The sequence below is a fragment of the Moorena producens PAL-8-15-08-1 genome (genome assembly GCF_001767235.1).
GTDB lineage: Bacteria > Cyanobacteriota > Cyanobacteriia > Cyanobacteriales > Coleofasciculaceae > Moorena > Moorena producens_A.
In genome coordinates, this window is sequence record NZ_CP017599.1 from 952,403 (window position 1) to 971,137 (window position 18,735).

The following is an 18,735-nucleotide window of genomic DNA, read 5'->3' on the forward strand; positions in this document are numbered from 1 at the left end:
AGGGTGGGCAGTGGCTAGCAACCCGCTTTGCCAGCAAATGAATTTCGGATGCACTGCCCACCAACATCAACTAGTCCGTTGGTGGGCAGTGCTTAGTAAGGCGATTGACCGTAGGTCACGCTACGCGATCGCAAACAAATAAATCGGTGTGATCCACTGCTCACCCTAGATTTACTGTATGGTACTTCCGCTTTGGGAAGCTTAAGGGAGTTGATCACAGTACTTCCACTTGAGGCAGTTTGAGTGATCCGTCACAACCATTATTCACGCCTACCCAAATAGCTTCAGGTATCGTCCATATTTTGTTGTTGTAGTCGCACTTGATGACTACTTTAGATCCCTTAGCTATTCTTAGTAAGTCACCACGATAAAGCTTTTCACCTATGGATACAGGAATGGTAACCCTTGGATTTAAGCGTTTTATCTGACCCATTCCCTGAGCTTTCCACACAATTGCTATAGGTGATTTATAAGCAAAAAGTTGAGGTAATTCATCAGCAAGAACTTGATTCGTAAAACATTGTGCAATCGTAATACAAACGATTGTCAAAATAACTACTATGTTTTTCATTGTAATTCTTCCATACTGAGTATGCTTGTCTTTCATAAACTTGAGATGCTATTTAGCGTGACGCTCCTACATTTCCCTGTTGGGTAAGTGTAGGCTTCCAGCAGTTCTTAAGACTACCAGAACTATAAGCATTCATCTAATGCACTACTTGCTTACTCCTGAGTGCTGATAGCTTATTTTCAAGTATCTATAGACTTATCCGGCTAACCACCAAAAGTTATGCAGCAAACTTTCAATACCAGGTTGATATCCCACAGGACTTAGCCACCAATACCGCTCCGTAAGGCACCACCTTCAAGCTCGCACTCATTTTCCACCTCGTCGCCAGCGTTAGGACAGCCTGTCCGAAAATTGTAACGGGCAAGATGCCCGTTCCACGCCTGATGCCCGTTTCACTCACCGGGTCAAACAGTAAAAATGAGATGCACCCGATTCCAAGTTAAGAGTCTAGCAGAACAACTACCAAAGAGTCTTCATTGTTTATTGGGCAACGGTTTATTTAACCCAGTGTCTAAGCGCTGTCTAGCTTGGTCAATCCATTTGTCTTGATCTATATTATAACTGGAGGCATATCCAAGGCAAGATTCCCAATTCTTCATAATTATTGCAGTATTATTGTCACCTGTTTCTTCTAGTACCTGGGCTAGCAAACAGTAAGCTGGTGCCTTTTCCTTATCTAAAGTAATAGCATCCTGGAGGCGACGTTTTGCCTCAGCATAGCGATTTTGTTTTAGCCGAGCCCACCCCAGGTTTGTCAGCAAATTGTATCTCACTTTATCTTTCTTAGTTAGGTCTAGACCTCGTAGTAGCAAAGAACTAGCTTGATAATATTTTTTGTTGGTAATATACATTCTACCTAAGTTATTATAAGCACGATCAATGTCATCTTGTAAAGCAATTTTGTATTGAGCAATCGCCTTTTCCTTGTCTTGTAGTTTCTCATAAACTACTCCTAATTTATAATGAGGTTCAACGTAGTCAGGATTAAGGACGAGTGCTCGTTTGTAGCTTGATATAGCAGCAGCAAATTGCGGAGGACTATTTTCATCAAAAATGTATCGATCACCAATATTTTTGTAAAAAACGGCAATCTCAGGTAACGACAAACGAAAGGTAACAGAAATGATAAAAAGACTGAAGGCAATACCGCAACTTACTTCTTCCCACAAATAGTTAGGAATATTCAAACGGGTAAGAGCACGTTTGATTGACTCCTGTCCAGGTTTGGTTAGAGCGCTTCTACCAGCCAATAGTGTTAGGACGCTCTGAGTAGCAGCAACAAAAGCCCCTAAGGTATCTGGTCCACCACTGAGAAAGCGTGAGGAAATATCTACGGTTAAACTCAACGATGATGTTAGAAATACAACTGTCAGAATTTTCCATAGCCAGTCAAGATAATCCCATCGATGCTTTGGAGGTTTGAAGAACCACCACCAAGCGTCTACTTTAGGGTTCAAAATAGAATGCCATTCAGTTAGATCGACTACTGTGGTAATCTTATGATTCTCTTTCTTTAATCGGTTATCTAGATCGTTAACCTTAATCAAGCTTCCTATAGGAATATTTGATTGATTCCTTAATTCTGCTTGAACTGTATCACGAGCAGTCAAAACTTCTAGAACTATTTCTTTTGATGGCGAGCTAGTATCTTCAAGTTTAGTAAGTGCATGAGTATAACCTTGAATAGCAGACTCTAACGTTGATATAGCAGAGTTAGTCTTAGGACTTTCTCCTGGCATAAGCTGACTTGACATTTAATTGCCTCACATTACAACAACCTTTTCTAAAATTAAGCCATTGTCTGAGTGATCGGAATGTTTTCAGCACAGCCAGGTATAAGCGCGATCGCATCAACCATCACATCAGTCTTTGACCTGCCAGTTTGCTCAACCTAGCAGCTATTGAGTTATGGGAGAAGGGTTGGAGGAATCTTAATGGCGATTTGAGGTTTAGTCACAGCATAAATCTAAAGTGGATTTGCATTACCACTTGTATGACCAAGTGTTGCTATTGCTGTATTAATTCTTAACATTAGGGGAAATCCCATCTGGAGGTGTTTCTGCTCACCAACATCAACTAGTCCGTTGGTGGGCAGTGCTTAGTCAGGGGATGGCAAAAAAATGAATCGGTGTGATCCACTGCCCAGCCTAGATTAAGTACTCCGTTGGTGGGCAGTGGGTAGTCAGGGGATGGCAAGCAAATGAATCGGTGTGATCCACTGCCGACCCTACATCTGTTCCGATTCCCGATTCCCGATTCCCGATTCCCGATTCTCACCAACATCAACTAGTCCGTTGGTGGGCAGTGGGTAGTCAGGGGATGGCAAGCAAATGAATCGGTGTGATCCACTGCCCACCCTAGATTAAGTACTCCGTTGGTGGGCAGTGGGTAGTCAGGGGATGGCAAGCAAATGAATCGGTGTGATCCACTGCCCACCCTACATCTGTTCCGATTCCCGATTCCCGATTCCCGATTCCCGATTCTCACCAACATCAACTAGTCCGTTGGTGGGCAGTGGGTAGTCAGGGGATGGCAAAAAAATGAATCGGTGTGATCCACTGCCCACCCTAGATTAAGTACTCCGTTGGTGGGCAGTGGGTAGTCAGGGGATGGCAAGCAAATGAATCGGTGTGATCCACTGCCGACCCTACATCTGTTCCGATTCCCGATTCCCGATTCCCGATTCCCGATTCTCACCAACATCAACTAGTCCGTTGGTGGGCAGTGGGTAGTCAGGGGATGGCAAGCAAATGAATCGGTGTGATCCACTGCCGACCCTAAATCTGTTCCGATTCCCGATTCCCGATTCCCGATTCCCGATTCTCACCAACATCAACTAGTCCGTTGGTGGGCAGTGCTTAGTCAGGGGATGGCAAACAAATGAATCGGTGTGATCCACTGCCCACCCTACATCTAGTCAGTTGGTGGGCAGTGGGTAGTCAGGGGATGGCAAACAACTGAATCGGTGTGATCCACTGCCGACCCTACATCTGTTCCGATTCCCGATTCCCGATTCCCGATTCCCGATTCTCACCAACATCAACTAGTCCGTTGGTGGGCAGTGCTTAGTCAGGGGATGGCAAACAAATGAATCGGTGTGATCCACTGCCCACCCTACATCTAGTCAGTTGGTGGGCAGTGGGTAGTCAGGGGATGGCAAACAACTGAATCGGTGTGATCCACTGCCGACCCTACATCTGTTCCGATTCCCGATTCCCGATTCCCGATTCCCGATTCTCACCAACATCAACTAGTCCGTTGGTGGGCAGTGCTTAGTCAGGGGATGGCAAACAAATGAATCGGTGTGATCCACTGCCCACCCTACATCTAGTCAGTTGGTGGGCAGTGGGTAGTCAGGGGATGGCAAACAACTGAATCGGTGTGATCCACTGCCGACCCTACATCTGTTCCGATTCCCGATTCCCGATTCCCGATTCCCGATTCTCACCAACATCAACTAGTCCGTTGGTGGGCAGTGCTTAGTCAGGGGATGGCAAACAAATGAATCGGTGTGATCCACTGCCCACCCTACATCTAGTCAGTTGGTGGGCAGTGGGTAGTCAGGGGATGGCAAACAACTGAATCGGTGTGATCCACTGCCGACCCTACATCTGTTCCGATTCCCGATTCCCGATTCCCGATTCCCGATTCTCACCAACATCAACTAGTCCGTTGGTGGGCAGTGCTTAGTCAGGGGATGGCAAACAAATGAATCGGTGTGATCCACTGCCCACCCTACATCTAGTCAGTTGGTGGGCAGTGGGTAGTCAGGGGATGGCAAACAACTGAATCGGTGTGATCCACTGCCGACCCTACATCTGTTCCGATTCCCGATTCCCGATTCCCGATTCCCGATTCTCACCAACATCAACTAGTCCGTTGGTGGGCAGTGCTTAGTCAGGGGATGGCAAACAAATGAATCGGTGTGATCCACTGCCCACCCTACATCTAGTCAGTTGGTGGGCAGTGGGTAGTCAGGGGATGGCAAACAACTGAATCGGTGTGATCCACTGCCGACCCTACATCTGTTCCGATTCCCGATTCCCGATTCCCGATTCCCGATTCTCACCAACATCAACTAGTCCGTTGGTGGGCAGTGCTTAGTCAGGGGATGGCAAACAAATGAATCGGTGTGATCCACTGCCCACCCTAGATTAAGTACTCCGTTGGTGGGCAGTGGGTAGTCAGGGGATGGCAAACAAATGAATCGGTGTGATCCACTGCCCACCCTACATCTGCATACCTGTTCCCGATTCCCGATTCCCGATTCCCTACTCCCTTTCCAAAAAAAGACTTGACAAAACTACCTAGTAGTAGGTAGTATAAAGTCATGAAACAGAAAACTGCTCAACAAATCCTAGATGTAGCTCAATCCATGGTGCGCAACCGAGGCTATAGTGCCTTTAGTTACGCGGACATTGCCAAAGAAATAGGTATCCGTAAGGCTAGTATCCATTACCATTTTCCATCCAAGGATGATTTGGTAAAGGAATTAGTGAAACGATACCAAAAAAACTTGGCACGGAAATGTGTTGAGATTGAGCAAGAAGGAAAAACACCCCAAGCACAATTGAGAGATTTTGTGAATCTCTATCGAGATGGTTTGCAAGACAATAAAATTTGTTTGTGTGGAATGTTGACAGCAGATTTGACTGTTTTAAATTCCGAAATCCAAGCAGAGATCAGAAGCTTCTTTTCTGTCACTGAATCTTGGTTAGCTAGACTATTGCACCGTGGCTGTGAAACCGAGGCTTGGCAGTGTAGCCAATCGGTGGAAGTGGAAGCAAAAATGCTACTTTCCATGTTACAAGGAGCGCAATTATTAGCCCGTGTTGCAGAAGATAGTAGTGCTGCTTTTGATCAGATTACTGGTGCATGTCTGGAAGAGAAGCTATCAGGGGTCAGTGATTAGCTATCAGGGGTCAGCTATCAGCTATCAGGGATCAGCTATCAGGGATCAGCTATCAGGGATCAGCTATCAGCTAATGGGCTAAAGCTAACAGGCTAGAAGCCTGTTCCACACTACTTGAGGTGCTGATGCGAAAGTCACAGGCTAGAAGCCTGTTCCACACTACTTGAGAATAAAATAAGCTGACGGCTGACAGCTGACGGCTGATGGCTAGTAAAGGAATAATTTTTTTTTATTTCTTTATTTACCTACTAGTAGGTAAATAAAGTATAATCAATCTATCAATCAATTAAGGAGATAATCATGACACAAGCATTTGCGGGACAAAAAATCATTGTTGTTGGTGGCACAAGTGGTATGGGTAAAGCGGTTGCTCAATTAATTCTTCAGCAGGGTGGTGCTGCGGTTTTAATTGGCTCACGTCAGCCTAAACTGGAAGAAGCAGTAACGGAACTTAGTCAATATGGAACGGTAGTGGGTGAGTTAGCTAATATCTCTGATCCAGAGATGAGGAATGCTTTAATTGATCGTTTAAATGTCAATCATAGTGATGCCACATTACTAGTAAATTCAGCAGGAGTGTTTCTCCCTAAACCGTTCATTGAGTATGAAGAAAAGGATTATGACCTCTATTTGGATATCAATAAAGGAACCTTTTTCATCACTCAGGCGATTGTCAAAAATATGATTAAGAATGGCAAAGCTGGTGCAATCGTTAATATTGGCTCGATGTGGGCGAAACAAGCCATAGAAGCTACTCCGTCTTCTGCCTACTCTATGGCTAAAGCTGGTTTACACTCCCTAACCCAACATTTAGCAATGGAACTAGCCAACTATAATATTCGAGTTAATGCCGTATCTCCTGCAGTAGTAGAAACTCCCATTTACGAAGGTTTCATCCCCAAAGAACAAGTCCATTCTGCTTTAGAAGGATTCAATAGTTTTCATCCCATTGGCAGAGTAGGAACACCTAAAGATGTTGCTGAAGCTGTTGTTTATCTACTTTCTGAGAAAGCTAGTTGGGTGACTGGCGCGGTCTGGGATGTAGATGGTGGTGTTATGGCTGGACGCAATCAGTACAATTAGGCTTGAAAAGGGTGCATCTCATATTTCTAAAAAAAGGGGAGGGTGGGGAGATGGGGAGATGGGGAGATAGGGAGATAGGGAGATAGGGAGATGGGGAGATTTTTATTAAGGGTAATTGTCATACCCTCCCCATGAGTGGCGGCATAAATACAGTGAGATGCACCCCAAAAGTTCATCAAAAAATTGATAATTACTCTCGGGTAAAGTAAAGGAAAAAAAAGCGATAGCGTAGCGCCTATTTCAGAGAATCGCGTAGCGCCTATTTCAGAGCATAGCTTAATATTTATTACCTCTAAAAATAAGGAATGTAGCTTTATATAACCCCCAATACCGCGCTACATTCCTTATTAAAATCTGATAGCTGATAGCTGTTCGCGTAGCGTGCGCGTAGCCCATAAGCTGATAGCTGATAACTTACAAAAAAAATTATAAAATCTCTTGAAAAATAAAACTATAATAATTATGATTATAGTATATAAATCCCTTGAAGTTGTTAATCATGTTTACAGACTTTGTTCCGAATCCTGAGAATAATCCAGAGTATCTAATTCCGGGGAATACTTCTCAGATTTTTTTCGGGAAGAAAGAACCGGTTGATCACAGGTTAAAGGGCTCCCGTAAGGCAGTAATGAATACCATCTATTCCCTGTATACCCAGGGCTACGCACAACTTTATGAGTGGACTCCTCTTGAGCCGAGTGGCATTCCTGGAGAAGTGATTAGTACTTTGACTAGGTACCTAATTCTGGATTAAAATTTTAAGTAGCTTGGGGGTTTGCCCCCTAGCTAAAAGACCAGGTCTTATCAAGTAGGATAATGATCGGACTGGTCATGGAACAAAGTCACATAACATAAGTAGTGAAATCGACTTAGTGTGGATTTCCGCCAGCCGTGGAAATAATTTCTACGGCTATTTTTTTATGGTTAGGAGGTTGAAGGTTAGGAGGTTGAAGGTTAGGAGGTTGAAGGTTATCAGGTTGAAGGTTATCAGGTTGAAGGTTATCAGGTTGAAGGTTATCAGGTTGTTCGCCTTTGGCGTTCGGTGTAGGGTAGGTTATCAAGTTGTTCGCGTAGCGTGGCCTTTTGGCCAAGGTTGAAAGTTGTTCGCGTAGCGTGGCCTTTTGGCCAAGGTTATATAGCGGTTCTCATAGTAATGAGGTACACAGGATTTTTTCCATGTTCCCTATTCTCTGTTCCCTATTCTCTGTTCCCTATTCCCTATTCCCTGTTCCCTTTTGACTAATATTAATTAGCTAAAATAATCATAAAAATACGCTCTTTTTCTCCCCCTCTCTCCACACTTCCCACCGGGAGCATGTCAAATTCGCAGAACAAATGTACTAAAACGACTGATAACTGCTACTCAAGCCCGGAAAACAGTATAGTTCAAGGGTTTGTAGTTCAAGTGTTCTTACAAAATTGACCTGCTCCCTTATGCTACAAGTGTTCATGGTGTGTTTACAAAAATTCATACAGAGCCTAAAACTTTGCTCCGACTACTTATCCCTCTTCCATCAGACTGGGTTTAAAGGTTGAGTTTTCGTCGGCTGAAACAGCGTAATTTCGTCTAATTTTTCAAGAGTAATAAGAGCGTTCTTGGTAAATTGGCAAGATTGTGATATCCTTTGTCGAGAGGATAGATGACAATCTATAAGGAGCAAGCAGCTAAAATGTATTTATTGTGCGTTCCAAAATCAAATGTTGAACACAATATACTTGAAGCTTATAGCATAAAAGACTTAAACGCATCTACCGTCAAAAAAATGTTCAAACTTATTAAGCAGTTTGGATATGTTATTATTCAGCTAAGGTCGTCACAGCACAAGGAAAATTTATTAGAATTATCGCAATATTTTGGCTCGATAGTCAAGCATGAACACTCAGATAAACAGGGAATTGTACCGGTAACCCCTCTGGAAAATAGTCCTGGATATGTCAATACAACCACAACAGAACTACCGTTACATACAGATGGTTCTTTTGCTGTGGAGCCACCAAAAATAGTAGCCCTTCAGTGCGAAGTTGCTGTAGCAAGTGGTGGTTTAACGACTATTGGAGATGGTAGATTACTGTATGATTATCTAACTGGTACAAATCCCTGTGGATTACTGAATTTATTTCAACCCGATGCCATAACAGTCCAGAGAGAAAATAGACAATCTACTAAACCTATTTTTGAAGAGCATGAGAGTAGAACACGCATCAGATTTAGATGGGATGATGCTGTTAATATTTCAGTCAAACCAGAAGATTTACGAATAATTAAGACAATAAAATATTTTTTTAATCGACCAGAAAATATGTTACAGTTTAAATTGCAGCCTCAGCAAATTATTATCATGGATAATTCCAGAATATTGCATGGTCGTACTGCTTTTATTCAGGGCTCAAAAAGGTTGCTTAATCGCGTTTGGTTTGATGGTAAATCAGCTTATAGTGAAGAGTTTTGCTTTGGTTTTTCTCCCAGGAGAACCTTAGAAGAATTGAAACAAAAATGTTGTCTATAACTAAAAGGAGGAAAAAACAATGCGAATTATGTTAAAGTCAAAAATCCACAGAGTTCAAGTAACAGAGGCTAACGTCAACTATGTCGGGAGCATTACGGTGGATCGAACCCTGATGGAAAAGGCAGATTTGCTACCTGGAGAAAAAGTACTAGTAGTGGACAATACTAATGGCAACCGTCTAGAAACTTATGTCCTAGAAGGAGAAGCTGATTCAGGAGTAATTTGCATGAATGGCGGCTCCGCCCGTTTAGTTAGTCCAGGGGACATTATTACTTTGTTAGCCTTTGACGTAACAGACGAAATCAATCCACCGAAAAAAATTCTAGTTGATGACAATAATAAGTTTCTTCAGTATGTATAAGTAATGAAACTAGCAGCACGAGTTAATCAAGTCAGTCCTTCGCTAACATTGGCAATTACAACTAAAGCTAAGGCAATGAAAGCAGAGGGGCTTGATGTCTGCATTTTCGGTGTAGGTGAGCCTGATTTTCCTACCCCAGCTCATATTACCGCTGCTGCTAAGAAAGCTTTGGATGAAGGCAAAACTCGTTATAGTACAGTAGCTGGAGAATGGGCGTTGCGAGAAGCCATCGCCCAAAAGTTACAAACTGATAACAATCTCTGCTATTCTCCAGAAAATGTCTTGGTTACGAATGGGGGTAAGCACTCTTTATTTAATCTCATGCAAGCCCTCATTGAAGCAGAAGATGAAGTGATCATTCCTGCACCCTACTGGGTTAGCTATCCGGAAATGGTAAAGTTAGCAGGAGGAAGACCAATAATCGTTCACACCAATGAGGAAAATAGTTATAAAATTACTCCTGTTCAACTTCGTCAAGCAATAAGCTCTAAAACACGGTTATTTGTACTCAACTCCCCCTCAAATCCCACAGGAATAGTTTATACCCCTGAAGAGATTCGAGCCTTGGCAGATGTAGTAGTTGAAGAAGATATCCTAGTAGTCTCGGATGAGATTTACGAACATATTATCTATGATGGTGCTCAACACTTGAGCATTGGCGCTGTCAGTCCGGAAATCTTTTCCCGCACTCTACTTAGTAATGGCTTTGCCAAGGCTTACTCCATGGGGGGGTGGCGGGTTGGCTACCTGGCTGGCTCCCAAGAAGTAATCCAAGCTATGAGCAAGATTCAAAGCCACAGTACCTCTAATGTATGTACCTTCTCTCAGTATGGAGCGATCGCGGCTTTATCTAGTTCTCAAAACTGTGTGGAACAGATGCGACAAACCTTTGCCCAACGTCGTCAGATTATGCTAGAGTGCCTTGATAGCATTCCTGGTTTAACCTGTCCCAAACCAAATGGAGCTTTTTATCTGTTTCCCAACATCAGCCAACTAGGGATAAAATCTGAAGAATTCTGCAATGGCCTGTTAGAGTCACAGCAAGTGGCAGCAATTCCTGGAATTGCTTTTGGAGCTGACGATCATATCCGTCTTTCCTACGCTACAGATACAGAAACCATTGAAAAAGGCATGAAACGTCTTGAGGTATTCGTTCGCTCAAAGTTTTGAGTTAATTACTAGTATACAGAGGGTGTTGATCATATGGTGGCAAACCAATTTACAGAAGCTGATACTGAAGCCTATTATGATAACTCGGACGAGCGCTACCGTATTTCTTGGCATCCAGATGGCAGCAAGCATTGGGGATATTTCGATAACTTAGATGACTCCTGTACTTATGAGGATTTTGCCGAGGCTTGTGAACGCTGGAATCAATATATGCTTTCTCAAAGCCAAATTACTGCTGACTCCCGAGTTCTAGAAATAGGTAGTGGAAACGGTAATGCTGCTATTAGGATTGCCCAGCAGAAGGGTTGTGAAGTAGTGGGGGTAGATCTAAGTACTACTCACATCAACAATGCCACAGAAAAGGCCAAGAAAAATCCATCCTTACGCTTATCCTTTCATAAAGCATCAGCAACGGATCTACCTTTCGATGAAAGTTCCTTTACCCATGTCTGGAGTCAAGCAACTCTCTACCATATTCACCAACGCCAGCTAGCACTCCAAGAGATCTATCGTGTGCTGCAAATAGGGGGAATCTTTGCTTTTGATGACCTAGTAACACCAGTATCAAAAATCAATATTTCTACCCAAAAACATCTATACGAACGGCTGATCGTTAATGATATGTTTACCCCTGACTTCTACAAAAACTATCTTACCGACTTAGGTTTCAGGCTGTTAGAGACTATGGACTTGAGTCAACATATGCAAAAATGTTATCAAATTCGATCTGCAATCATTCAACAGCAATATCCAAAACTAAGTAGGTCTTATCAGGAAAGTGCTGCTGCTGTGGAAGCTGGTGATGTAGGTTGGTGGTTCTTCCTCTGTGAAAAGTTAAGCAGCTAAGAGTTTTAACAAAATCCAACTATAAACGACTAGGAGGTTATGATGACAAAAAAATTTACAGAAGCTGATACCCAAACCTATTACGATAACTCAGATGATCGCTATCGGATTTCCTGGCACCCAGATGGCAGCAAGCATTGGGGATATTTCGACAACTTAGATGAAGTCCACACCTATGAAGACTTTCTGCGTGGCTGCGATCGCTGGAATGAATATATGTTAGAACACAGTGGAATTTCTGCTCAGTCACGGGTACTGGAAGTAGGTTGTGGAAATGGTAAGGCTGCCGTCTGGATCGCTCAGCAAAAGGGTTGTGAGGTTGTAGGAATCGATCTTAGTGCCACTCATATCCGCAACTGCGAAATAAAAGCGAAGGATAATCCTTCACTAAATCTTTCATTCGAGAAAGCATCAATCCTCGATTTGCCTTTCCCAGATCAATCCTTTACCCATGCTTGGAGTCAAGGAACTCTCCTACATATTGAAGAACGAGGTTTGGCACTCAAGGAAATTAGCAGAGTCTTAAAACCCCAAGGACGGTTTGTTTTTGATGACTTAACTACCCCAACCATGGACATTAGTGAATCCACTCGCAAGCACCTCTACGAGCGGTTACTTGTTAATAATCTTTTTACCCCTGAATCCTATCGAGATAACCTGAGTGCGGCAGGTTTTAAGGTGCTGGAAGCGACAGATTTGAGCCAACATATGCAGAAATCTTACGCCCTTCAGTCCGAGCGAATTCGAGAGCAATATCCGGAGTTGAGTGTTTCTTACGGAAAAAGTGCTGCTGCTGTTGAAGCTGGCGAACTGGGATGGTATTTTTTCAAAAGCGAGAAAGTAGGTAATTGATTTGGTTCAAACCAGAGAGTTGATTGGCTTACAGGCAAAATTAGCTTTTCACTACCGAACTTGAGAGCAACAGTCAATATTTCTTTCAACAACCAAAAGTAATGATATACAAAACAGCTAGATGGATATTGATTTGTCTGTGTTAGATCAAAAGGCAAAATATGACCCTATAATCCAATGTACTTCATAACTGCGGGAACCGCTGTAACTTCGCCAGTTGCTTCATTGATGGTTTCAACTTTTTAGCCATCTACAGCATCAACAAACTCACCATCAATGAAGCAAGGAGTCTCTGGTTGAAATGATGCGGCTAGTTGAGGCCAGTCTAATTTGTTAAGTTTCTCAATTATCTTTTGTCTTGCTTGCCATCTTTTTAATCTTCTAAACCATCCGTTCTCATATCGGTTTTATCCAACTGATAATGAGTTGGTAGTGCCTTACCATAAAGTTGGAGGCTGCGATATACTTTGCTATACATTTGTGGATCTTTAGTATAAGAAAAGACTGCGGTGTAGCGTGGAATAGACCCTTCCACTTTTGTTACGCGATGCAGGGAATAGCGACCTTTGAAAATTTGCAGATCCCCTGGTCTTAGATTCAAAGAGGTGACGGGAGTGCGATCGCCTTTGAGTACCTTCATCACACCATCATGATTCTCATCATGGCTCGATCTGATATTATGACAATACTCAAATATCCCCCCTTTCTCTGGAGCTTGAGTAATGACCGTTACCGAAACATGATTATTGTCAAAGTGCCACGGAAACTCCTGTCCTGGTTTAATCACGTTAAAGGCAATATAGGAAAGAGGGTCGGCATATTTGTATAGTTTTTCTTCCTTCAGGCAAGCTTGAATAAATGGTGCGAAAGCTGGCCAGTTATAAAGCTGAAGTATCAGCGAATCAGTGGGAAAAGAATCGGCACGAACAAAACCACTAGTGCGATTGAAGAAAAAACGTTTGGGATGCTCTTTGGGAAGAGATTCGTCATCCTCACTGAAGTAGACATTAGCGAGCATATTAGAGTAATGAGCATGAACTGACAGTTTCTCAGATTCTTTTTTGAACAATTCTAATGCCTCAGAATTAAGAAATTCTGGAAGGAGACAACAACCCGTATCATCAAGCTGTCTTTGACAATCTGCAATTAATACTTTTCCGCGATCGCTGGATAGTCGATCGAGGGGATAGCGATCGAGGTTAACTAAATTGCTAGCTTCATTTAAGGATGATAATTTTGGTAGATTGGTATACATATAGCAAAAAGCACCAAGGCAGAAGGTAGATTTATAAAATGTTAGAGCGCCTCAGAGCAAGAATCTCATGATCGGCGATCTTCGTCGTTTGTAGTACAGCGCTGCGCGCTGATATATTGACAAGCTTTCCTAGAATAAAGTGACTTGTCAATTTTATTCCATCATGACCAGACCCTATAGTCAGGATTTACGCCAACGGGCTCTTAATCTACTAGAAAAATGGATTTAAAACCTTTTCCTCAAATAGCTCCATCGCCAGACCTTTGAACCCCTTTAGATAAGACCTCTTGCATAAGTCTCATAAACCGTGGGTGTTGACAAGGCATGCATGCAAAAGGGATAGATTTTGATTTCAGATTTATTTTTGCAAGAGGTCTAATAAAAATCTCCCCATCTCCCCATCTCCCTATCTCCCCATCTCCCCACACTTATATCACTTCACGCCAGACTGTACCCGCCACAGCATGGCATAAATTCCCTGTTGCTCTAACAACTGTTCATGTCTTCCTTGCTCTACTATTTTGCCTTGCTCGATTACATAAATACAATCGGCATTGCGGACTGTGGACAACCGATGAGCGATCGCAATGGTTGTGCGATTTTGGGTAATCTTTTCTAGGGAGCGCTGAATGGCGGCTTCGGTTTCATTATCAACGGCGGAGGTGGCTTCATCTAGAATCAAGATTGGGGGGTCTTTCAAGAGTGCTCGTGCGATCGCAATTCGTTGCTGTTGTCCTCCAGATAGTTTCTGACCCCGCTCTCCCACAATGGTGTCATAGCCTTGGGGCAGTTCCATGATAAATTCATGGGCTTCTGCGGTCTTAGCGGCAGCAACTATTTCCTCGGTGGTGGCATCAAACGTGCCATAGGTGATATTCTCTTCTACGGTGCCGTGGAATAAAAATACATCCTGGCTAACTAGACCAATAGCATGGCGTAAGTCTTTGAGCTTGAGCTGTCTGATGTCAATTCCATCAAGAGTTATCGAACCTGCTTGGATTTCGTATAGTCTTAAGAACAGTTTCACTAAGGTACTTTTACCAGACCCTGTGGAACCTACTATCGCGATAGTCTTGGTGGCGGGGATGTTGAGGGAAAGATTTTCTACCACAGGGGGGCGATTACGGTAGGCAAATGTGACATTATTTAATACCAATTCCCCTTTAACCTCGGACCTAGGCAATGGTGTATCCCCAGAGTGCATGGCAATTGGGGTATCCAGCAGATTCATTACCCTAGTAGTGGATGCCATCGCCCGTTGATACTGATCGAGGGTGTTACCCAGTCGAGTTAATGGCCAAAGCAAGCGCTGAGTCATGAAAACCAAGACACTGTAGGTGCCTACTGCTAATTCCCCGGCGGCTGCAGACTTACCACCGTAGAGCAGAATTCCAGTAAAGCCAAATAGGATTAACATCCGAATCAAGGGGACAAAGGCAGCAGAAAATGCGATCGCTTTCTGGTTACTGTGCTGATACCCTAGACTTTGTGACTCTATCCGCTTAGCTTCATACTCTTCCGCTGTAAAGCTTTTAATGGTAGTAATCCCAGTTAGATTATTCGCTAACTGTCCATTGAGTAACCCTACCTTTTCCCGAACTGCTGCATAACGGGGAGCAAGCAGACGTTGAAAGGTAATCGAACCCCAGAGGATAAAGGGGATAGGAATCAGAGTTATCCAAGCTACATTGGGAGCAAGGATAAAGAAGCCCGCACTGACAATAATAATGGTTGTGACTACCTGGAGAATTTCGTTGGCACCAATATCGAGAAAGCGTTCTAGTTGGTTGATATCATCACTTAGGATAGACATCAATCCCCCTGTACTGCTATCTTCAAAATACGCTAGTTCCATCGATTGCAGATGAGAGTAAGCATCTAGGCGCAATTCGTGTTGAATGGTTTGAGCCAGATTCCGCCACAATCGTTCGTAAGCATATTGAAAGGCGGATTCCAATCCCCAAACAATAAAGCTCAGGAATGCCAGCAATACCAGTTGGCTAAAGATATCCGTTACTCCTAGATGGGCAATCAAGGAATCTTGTTGTTTGACCACCACATCCACTGCCATCCCAATCAAGACCGGAGGGGCTAGGTCAAAGATTTTGTTGAGGATTGAGCATGCGATCGCTTTCCCGATTAGGGAACGATGGGGCTGAGCGTAACCCATCAGCTGCTGCAGGGGAGAGTTGGAATGCTTACGCTTATTTTGTTTTGACGTTAACCTTGAATTTCGTTTTGACTTTAACGTTGAATTCAACACAGTAATTAACCCTGACTTATCAGGCAGAATGGGTTGGTAAACCTAAAAAGTTACATCAATGGGTGACTATTATACCTTATAGCGCTGCATCCCTTAAATCTCTCTTTAATTTTGCCTCTTGCCTCTTGCCTTTTGCCTCTTGCCTTTTGCCTTTTGCCTCTTGCCTATTACCTATTGCCTATTGCCTTAAAATAATAAGCAATATCGCTCAACCAAATTCATCAACAAACTAACCCTTGAATACTCCTAGTCACGCCATTATTAACCTTGCTGTTTTGAATCACCAGACTCAATTTCAGGCAGCTTTACCCATCACACTTGGTGCTATCTTACCCGATTTACCAATTTTTATTCTTTACATCTGGGCAAAATTAATTCGTCGTCAACCAGAGTACCAAATTTGGTCACAAACCTACGAATTGCCCTTTTGGCAAAACCTTGTTGCTACCTTTCATTCCCTTCCCCTAGCCCTCTGTGGAGTAATCATCAGCCATTACTGGGGATGGCAACTTTGGGAAATTCTATGTTTAAGTATGATCCTGCACTCTTTACTAGATTTACCAGTTCACAACGATGATGCTCACCGGCACTTTTTTCCCCTTAGTAACTATCGTTTTATTAGTCCTTTCTCCTACTGGGACCCCAAGCATCATGGTTATACCGTATCCACAGTAGAAAAATTGTTGGTGTTAGTAGCAACAATTGTTACTTTCCCTATGATTGAGTCTTGGATAGGTAAAAGCTTACTAATGGTTGTGAATGTGTTGTACCTGATCGCATTTTTATATTTAGTGAAGTCCAAAGTTCTAGGTTTTAGGGAGCAGGGAGTAGGGAGTAGGGAGTAGGGAGTAGGGAGTAGGGAGTAGGGAGTAGGGAGTAGGGAGTAGGAATGTCTTCTCCTCATTAACCTATAGCAATTGTGTTGATCATCACATCGTAAAACATGGAACTATAGCGTTTCTCTTAGCTATTAGGTAAACATTATTTTTTACCTATTACCTATTACCTATTACCTATTACCTATTACCTATTACCTATTACCTATTACCTGCTCCGAAGTCCCTGCTCCGAAGTCCCTGCTCCGAAGTCCCTGCTCCGAAGTCCCTGCTCCCTAAAAACCAGAGATTTGTACCTCATGGGTATAAGACTTGCTATAGTTAATCTCCAAAAAAAATATATCCCACATTCCTCAGGAAATGAAGAATGTGGGTTCAGATTGAAACGGTAAGCAATAGCCTACCCTAGGGAATCAAAATTCCACTAATGCCTAGTGCCTAGCGGCTATTGCTTAGTCGCCCATGTACAACTTGCCAGTATTCCTGTCGATTACAAGAATTCTTAAATCTGCACTAGAAGGAGCAGTAAAAACATTAGGAAGCTCAGTGATCTGAATGGTAATTGGATTCTTTGAAGTAGAGTATATTTTCAGAGGGCGATTCTTAGTATCGATATTATTGATATTGTCGTATGCTCCTACAATCATGTACCTTGGAGTATCTCCATTTACACCAAAGTCAACACGTGGTCCTGTACCTGTAGCTCCAGACTCAGAGAATCCTGCATAAGCATTGGCTGGGGATGCAGCACCAACCAAGGTAAAACATACCAACAATAACGAAACGAAAAGAGATGCAAACTTTTTCATGATGATTTTATCCATTTTGGACTATATTGGATATCTAACGGTAATTCTTACTAGTTCGACTTCGCCCAAAACTATATTTCGGGATATATCCAGAAATAGTTTTCGGAGTATCAGATGCCAGCACTGGTTAGATAACCAATTTAAGATTAGCCCTGTTATATATCTCTTATCCTCATAAAACTCATAGAAAAACTCATAGAAAAACTCATAGAAAAACTCATAGAAAAACTCATATATAATATATAGTAATTCTCATAGCTATGAGGTATATTCGGGATTTTAGCTGAGGGGGTGACATGAGCCCTGAAAAGCTTACTAGATAAGGCTTTGATGCCAATTATCATAAGAATTGATCAACTCCCAAATTGACCCTCCTGTGATTTTCTGAAAGCTCAAACCCTTATAACTACATCCAAGGTCAGCCCAAAACACCATGTATCTTTTTGTGACAAATCGGCTGAAAATATTACCCAGTAAGGGTTTTAGCTTGCATGTCACCCCCCCCCAGGGATTTTAGGGAACAGCGTATCACCGGAACAGGGAACAGAACCTCATAAAACTCATAGAAAAACTCATAGAAAAACTCATAGAAAAACTCATATATAATATATAGTAATTCTCATAGCTATGAGGTATATTCGGGATTTTAGCTGAGGGGGTGACATGAGCCCTGAAAAGCTTACTAGATAAGGCTTTGATGCCAATTATCATAAGAATTGATCAACTCCCAAATTGACCCTCCTGTGATTTTCTGAAAGCTCAAACCCTTATAACTACGTCCAAGGTCAGCCCAAAACACCATGTATCTTTTTGTGACAAATCGGCTGAAAATATTACCCAGTAAGGGTTTTAGCTTGCATGTCACCCCCCCCAGGGATTTTAGGGAACAGCGTATCACCGGAACAGGGAACAGAACCTCATAAAACTCATAGAAAAACTCATAGAAAAACTCATAAAAAAACTCATATAGCGGTTTGCACTTCAATTAGGTACAAATTTCTGAGGTGCGACCCGTGGCGAATTTAATAATTAGATGCGGAAAGCGCACCTAAGGTTTTTAGGGAGCAGCGATGCAGCGCGGTCTTGGGGAGGCAGCGCCGCCAAAGGGGGTTCCCCCCACTCGCGCTTTGCCGTGGTTTCCCCCATGAGCGACTGCATCAAGACGGGAGCAGGGACTTCGGAAGAGGGAAGAAGGATAAAATCCTGTGTACTTGATAGTTATGCAAACCGCCGTATATAGCAATTATCATAGCTATGAGGTACACAATTT

The 18,735-nt window shown here is 42.8% G+C and carries 18 protein-coding genes; 10 read left to right on the forward strand and 8 right to left on the reverse strand.

What is annotated here, in order from left to right; translation table 11 throughout:
* The first annotated feature begins 10 nt into the window (after positions 1-10).
* The gene (locus tag BJP34_RS48320; RefSeq protein WP_267876471.1) at positions 11-142 is read left to right on the forward strand and encodes a hypothetical protein; all 132 of its coding nucleotides are present in this window, start codon (positions 11-13) and stop codon (positions 140-142) included.
* Positions 143-214: 72 nt separating this feature from the next.
* Here the strand turns inward: BJP34_RS48320 and BJP34_RS03695 are convergent, their stop codons facing one another.
* Positions 215-607: a hypothetical protein gene (locus tag BJP34_RS03695; protein ID WP_070391172.1), complete on the reverse strand. Its 393-nt coding sequence runs from the start codon at positions 605-607 to the stop codon at positions 215-217.
* 437 nt (positions 608-1,044) lie between these two features.
* Positions 1,045-2,325: a tetratricopeptide repeat protein gene (locus BJP34_RS03700; protein ID WP_229424233.1), complete on the reverse strand. Its 1,281-nt coding sequence runs from the start codon at positions 2,323-2,325 to the stop codon at positions 1,045-1,047.
* A 2,576-nt stretch (positions 2,326-4,901) separates the two neighbouring features.
* On the opposite strand from BJP34_RS03700, the gene BJP34_RS03710 reads away from it, so the two are divergent.
* The 3 genes from BJP34_RS03710 (at position 4,902) to BJP34_RS03720 (ending at position 7,320) form a co-directional block, all read left to right on the forward strand.
* Positions 4,902-5,483: a TetR/AcrR family transcriptional regulator gene (locus BJP34_RS03710; protein ID WP_070391175.1), complete on the forward strand. Its 582-nt coding sequence runs from the start codon at positions 4,902-4,904 to the stop codon at positions 5,481-5,483.
* Positions 5,484-5,783: 300 nt separating this feature from the next.
* Positions 5,784-6,566, forward strand: a complete 783-nt coding sequence (locus BJP34_RS03715) for an SDR family NAD(P)-dependent oxidoreductase (RefSeq protein WP_070391176.1) — start codon at positions 5,784-5,786, stop codon at positions 6,564-6,566.
* A 499-nt stretch (positions 6,567-7,065) separates the two neighbouring features.
* Positions 7,066-7,320, forward strand: a complete 255-nt coding sequence (locus BJP34_RS03720) for a hypothetical protein (protein ID WP_070391177.1) — start codon at positions 7,066-7,068, stop codon at positions 7,318-7,320.
* A 115-nt stretch (positions 7,321-7,435) separates the two neighbouring features.
* On the opposite strand, the gene BJP34_RS35995 is transcribed toward BJP34_RS03720, so the two are convergent.
* On the reverse strand, positions 7,436-7,657 hold the full coding sequence (locus BJP34_RS35995; protein ID WP_083304986.1) for a hypothetical protein: 222 nt from the start codon (positions 7,655-7,657) through the stop codon (positions 7,436-7,438).
* A 549-nt stretch (positions 7,658-8,206) separates the two neighbouring features.
* Between BJP34_RS35995 and BJP34_RS03725 the strand changes: the two genes are divergently transcribed.
* From BJP34_RS03725 to BJP34_RS03745, 5 genes are read left to right on the forward strand one after another with little or no spacing between them, the layout of a single operon-like run.
* Positions 8,207-9,073 (forward strand): TauD/TfdA dioxygenase family protein, encoded by an 867-nt coding sequence (locus tag BJP34_RS03725; RefSeq protein WP_070391178.1) that lies wholly within the window; start codon positions 8,207-8,209, stop codon positions 9,071-9,073.
* A 19-nt stretch (positions 9,074-9,092) separates the two neighbouring features.
* Positions 9,093-9,434 carry an aspartate 1-decarboxylase gene (panD, locus tag BJP34_RS03730; RefSeq protein WP_070391179.1) on the forward strand — a complete coding sequence of 114 codons (342 nt, stop codon included), beginning with the start codon at positions 9,093-9,095 and terminating at the stop codon, positions 9,432-9,434.
* 3 nt (positions 9,435-9,437) lie between these two features.
* A complete protein-coding gene (locus BJP34_RS03735) occupies positions 9,438-10,604 on the forward strand; it encodes a pyridoxal phosphate-dependent aminotransferase (protein ID WP_070391180.1) in 1,167 nt (388 codons plus the stop codon).
* 33 nt (positions 10,605-10,637) lie between these two features.
* Positions 10,638-11,450, forward strand: a complete 813-nt coding sequence (locus BJP34_RS03740; RefSeq protein WP_070391181.1) for a class I SAM-dependent methyltransferase — start codon at positions 10,638-10,640, stop codon at positions 11,448-11,450.
* A gap of 39 nt (positions 11,451-11,489) precedes the next feature.
* Positions 11,490-12,302: a class I SAM-dependent methyltransferase gene (locus BJP34_RS03745; RefSeq protein WP_083304987.1), complete on the forward strand. Its 813-nt coding sequence runs from the start codon at positions 11,490-11,492 to the stop codon at positions 12,300-12,302.
* 373 nt (positions 12,303-12,675) lie between these two features.
* Here BJP34_RS03745 and BJP34_RS03750 read toward each other — a convergent pair whose 3' ends face one another.
* Positions 12,676-13,557 (reverse strand): 2OG-Fe(II) oxygenase, encoded by an 882-nt coding sequence (locus BJP34_RS03750; protein WP_070391183.1) that lies wholly within the window; start codon positions 13,555-13,557, stop codon positions 12,676-12,678.
* 433 nt (positions 13,558-13,990) lie between these two features.
* A complete protein-coding gene (locus tag BJP34_RS03760) occupies positions 13,991-15,727 on the reverse strand; it encodes an ABC transporter ATP-binding protein (RefSeq protein ID WP_070391185.1) in 1,737 nt (578 codons plus the stop codon).
* A 155-nt stretch (positions 15,728-15,882) separates the two neighbouring features.
* On the opposite strand from BJP34_RS03760, the gene BJP34_RS42260 reads away from it, so the two are divergent.
* Positions 15,883-16,053: a hypothetical protein gene (locus tag BJP34_RS42260; RefSeq protein ID WP_158516981.1), complete on the forward strand. Its 171-nt coding sequence runs from the start codon at positions 15,883-15,885 to the stop codon at positions 16,051-16,053.
* 422 nt (positions 16,054-16,475) lie between these two features.
* On the opposite strand, the gene BJP34_RS49930 is transcribed toward BJP34_RS42260, so the two are convergent.
* From BJP34_RS49930 to BJP34_RS48325, 3 genes are all read right to left on the reverse strand, one after another.
* A complete protein-coding gene (locus tag BJP34_RS49930; RefSeq protein WP_158516982.1) occupies positions 16,476-16,724 on the reverse strand; it encodes a hypothetical protein in 249 nt (82 codons plus the stop codon).
* Positions 16,725-17,108: 384 nt separating this feature from the next.
* Positions 17,109-17,480, reverse strand: coding sequence for a hypothetical protein (locus tag BJP34_RS03770; protein WP_070391187.1), 372 nt, complete (start codon positions 17,478-17,480; stop codon positions 17,109-17,111).
* A gap of 1,014 nt (positions 17,481-18,494) precedes the next feature.
* Complete coding sequence (locus BJP34_RS48325) at positions 18,495-18,623, reverse strand: hypothetical protein (RefSeq protein WP_267876472.1); 129 nt, start codon at positions 18,621-18,623, stop codon at positions 18,495-18,497.
* Between the last annotated feature and the right edge of the window lie 112 nt (positions 18,624-18,735).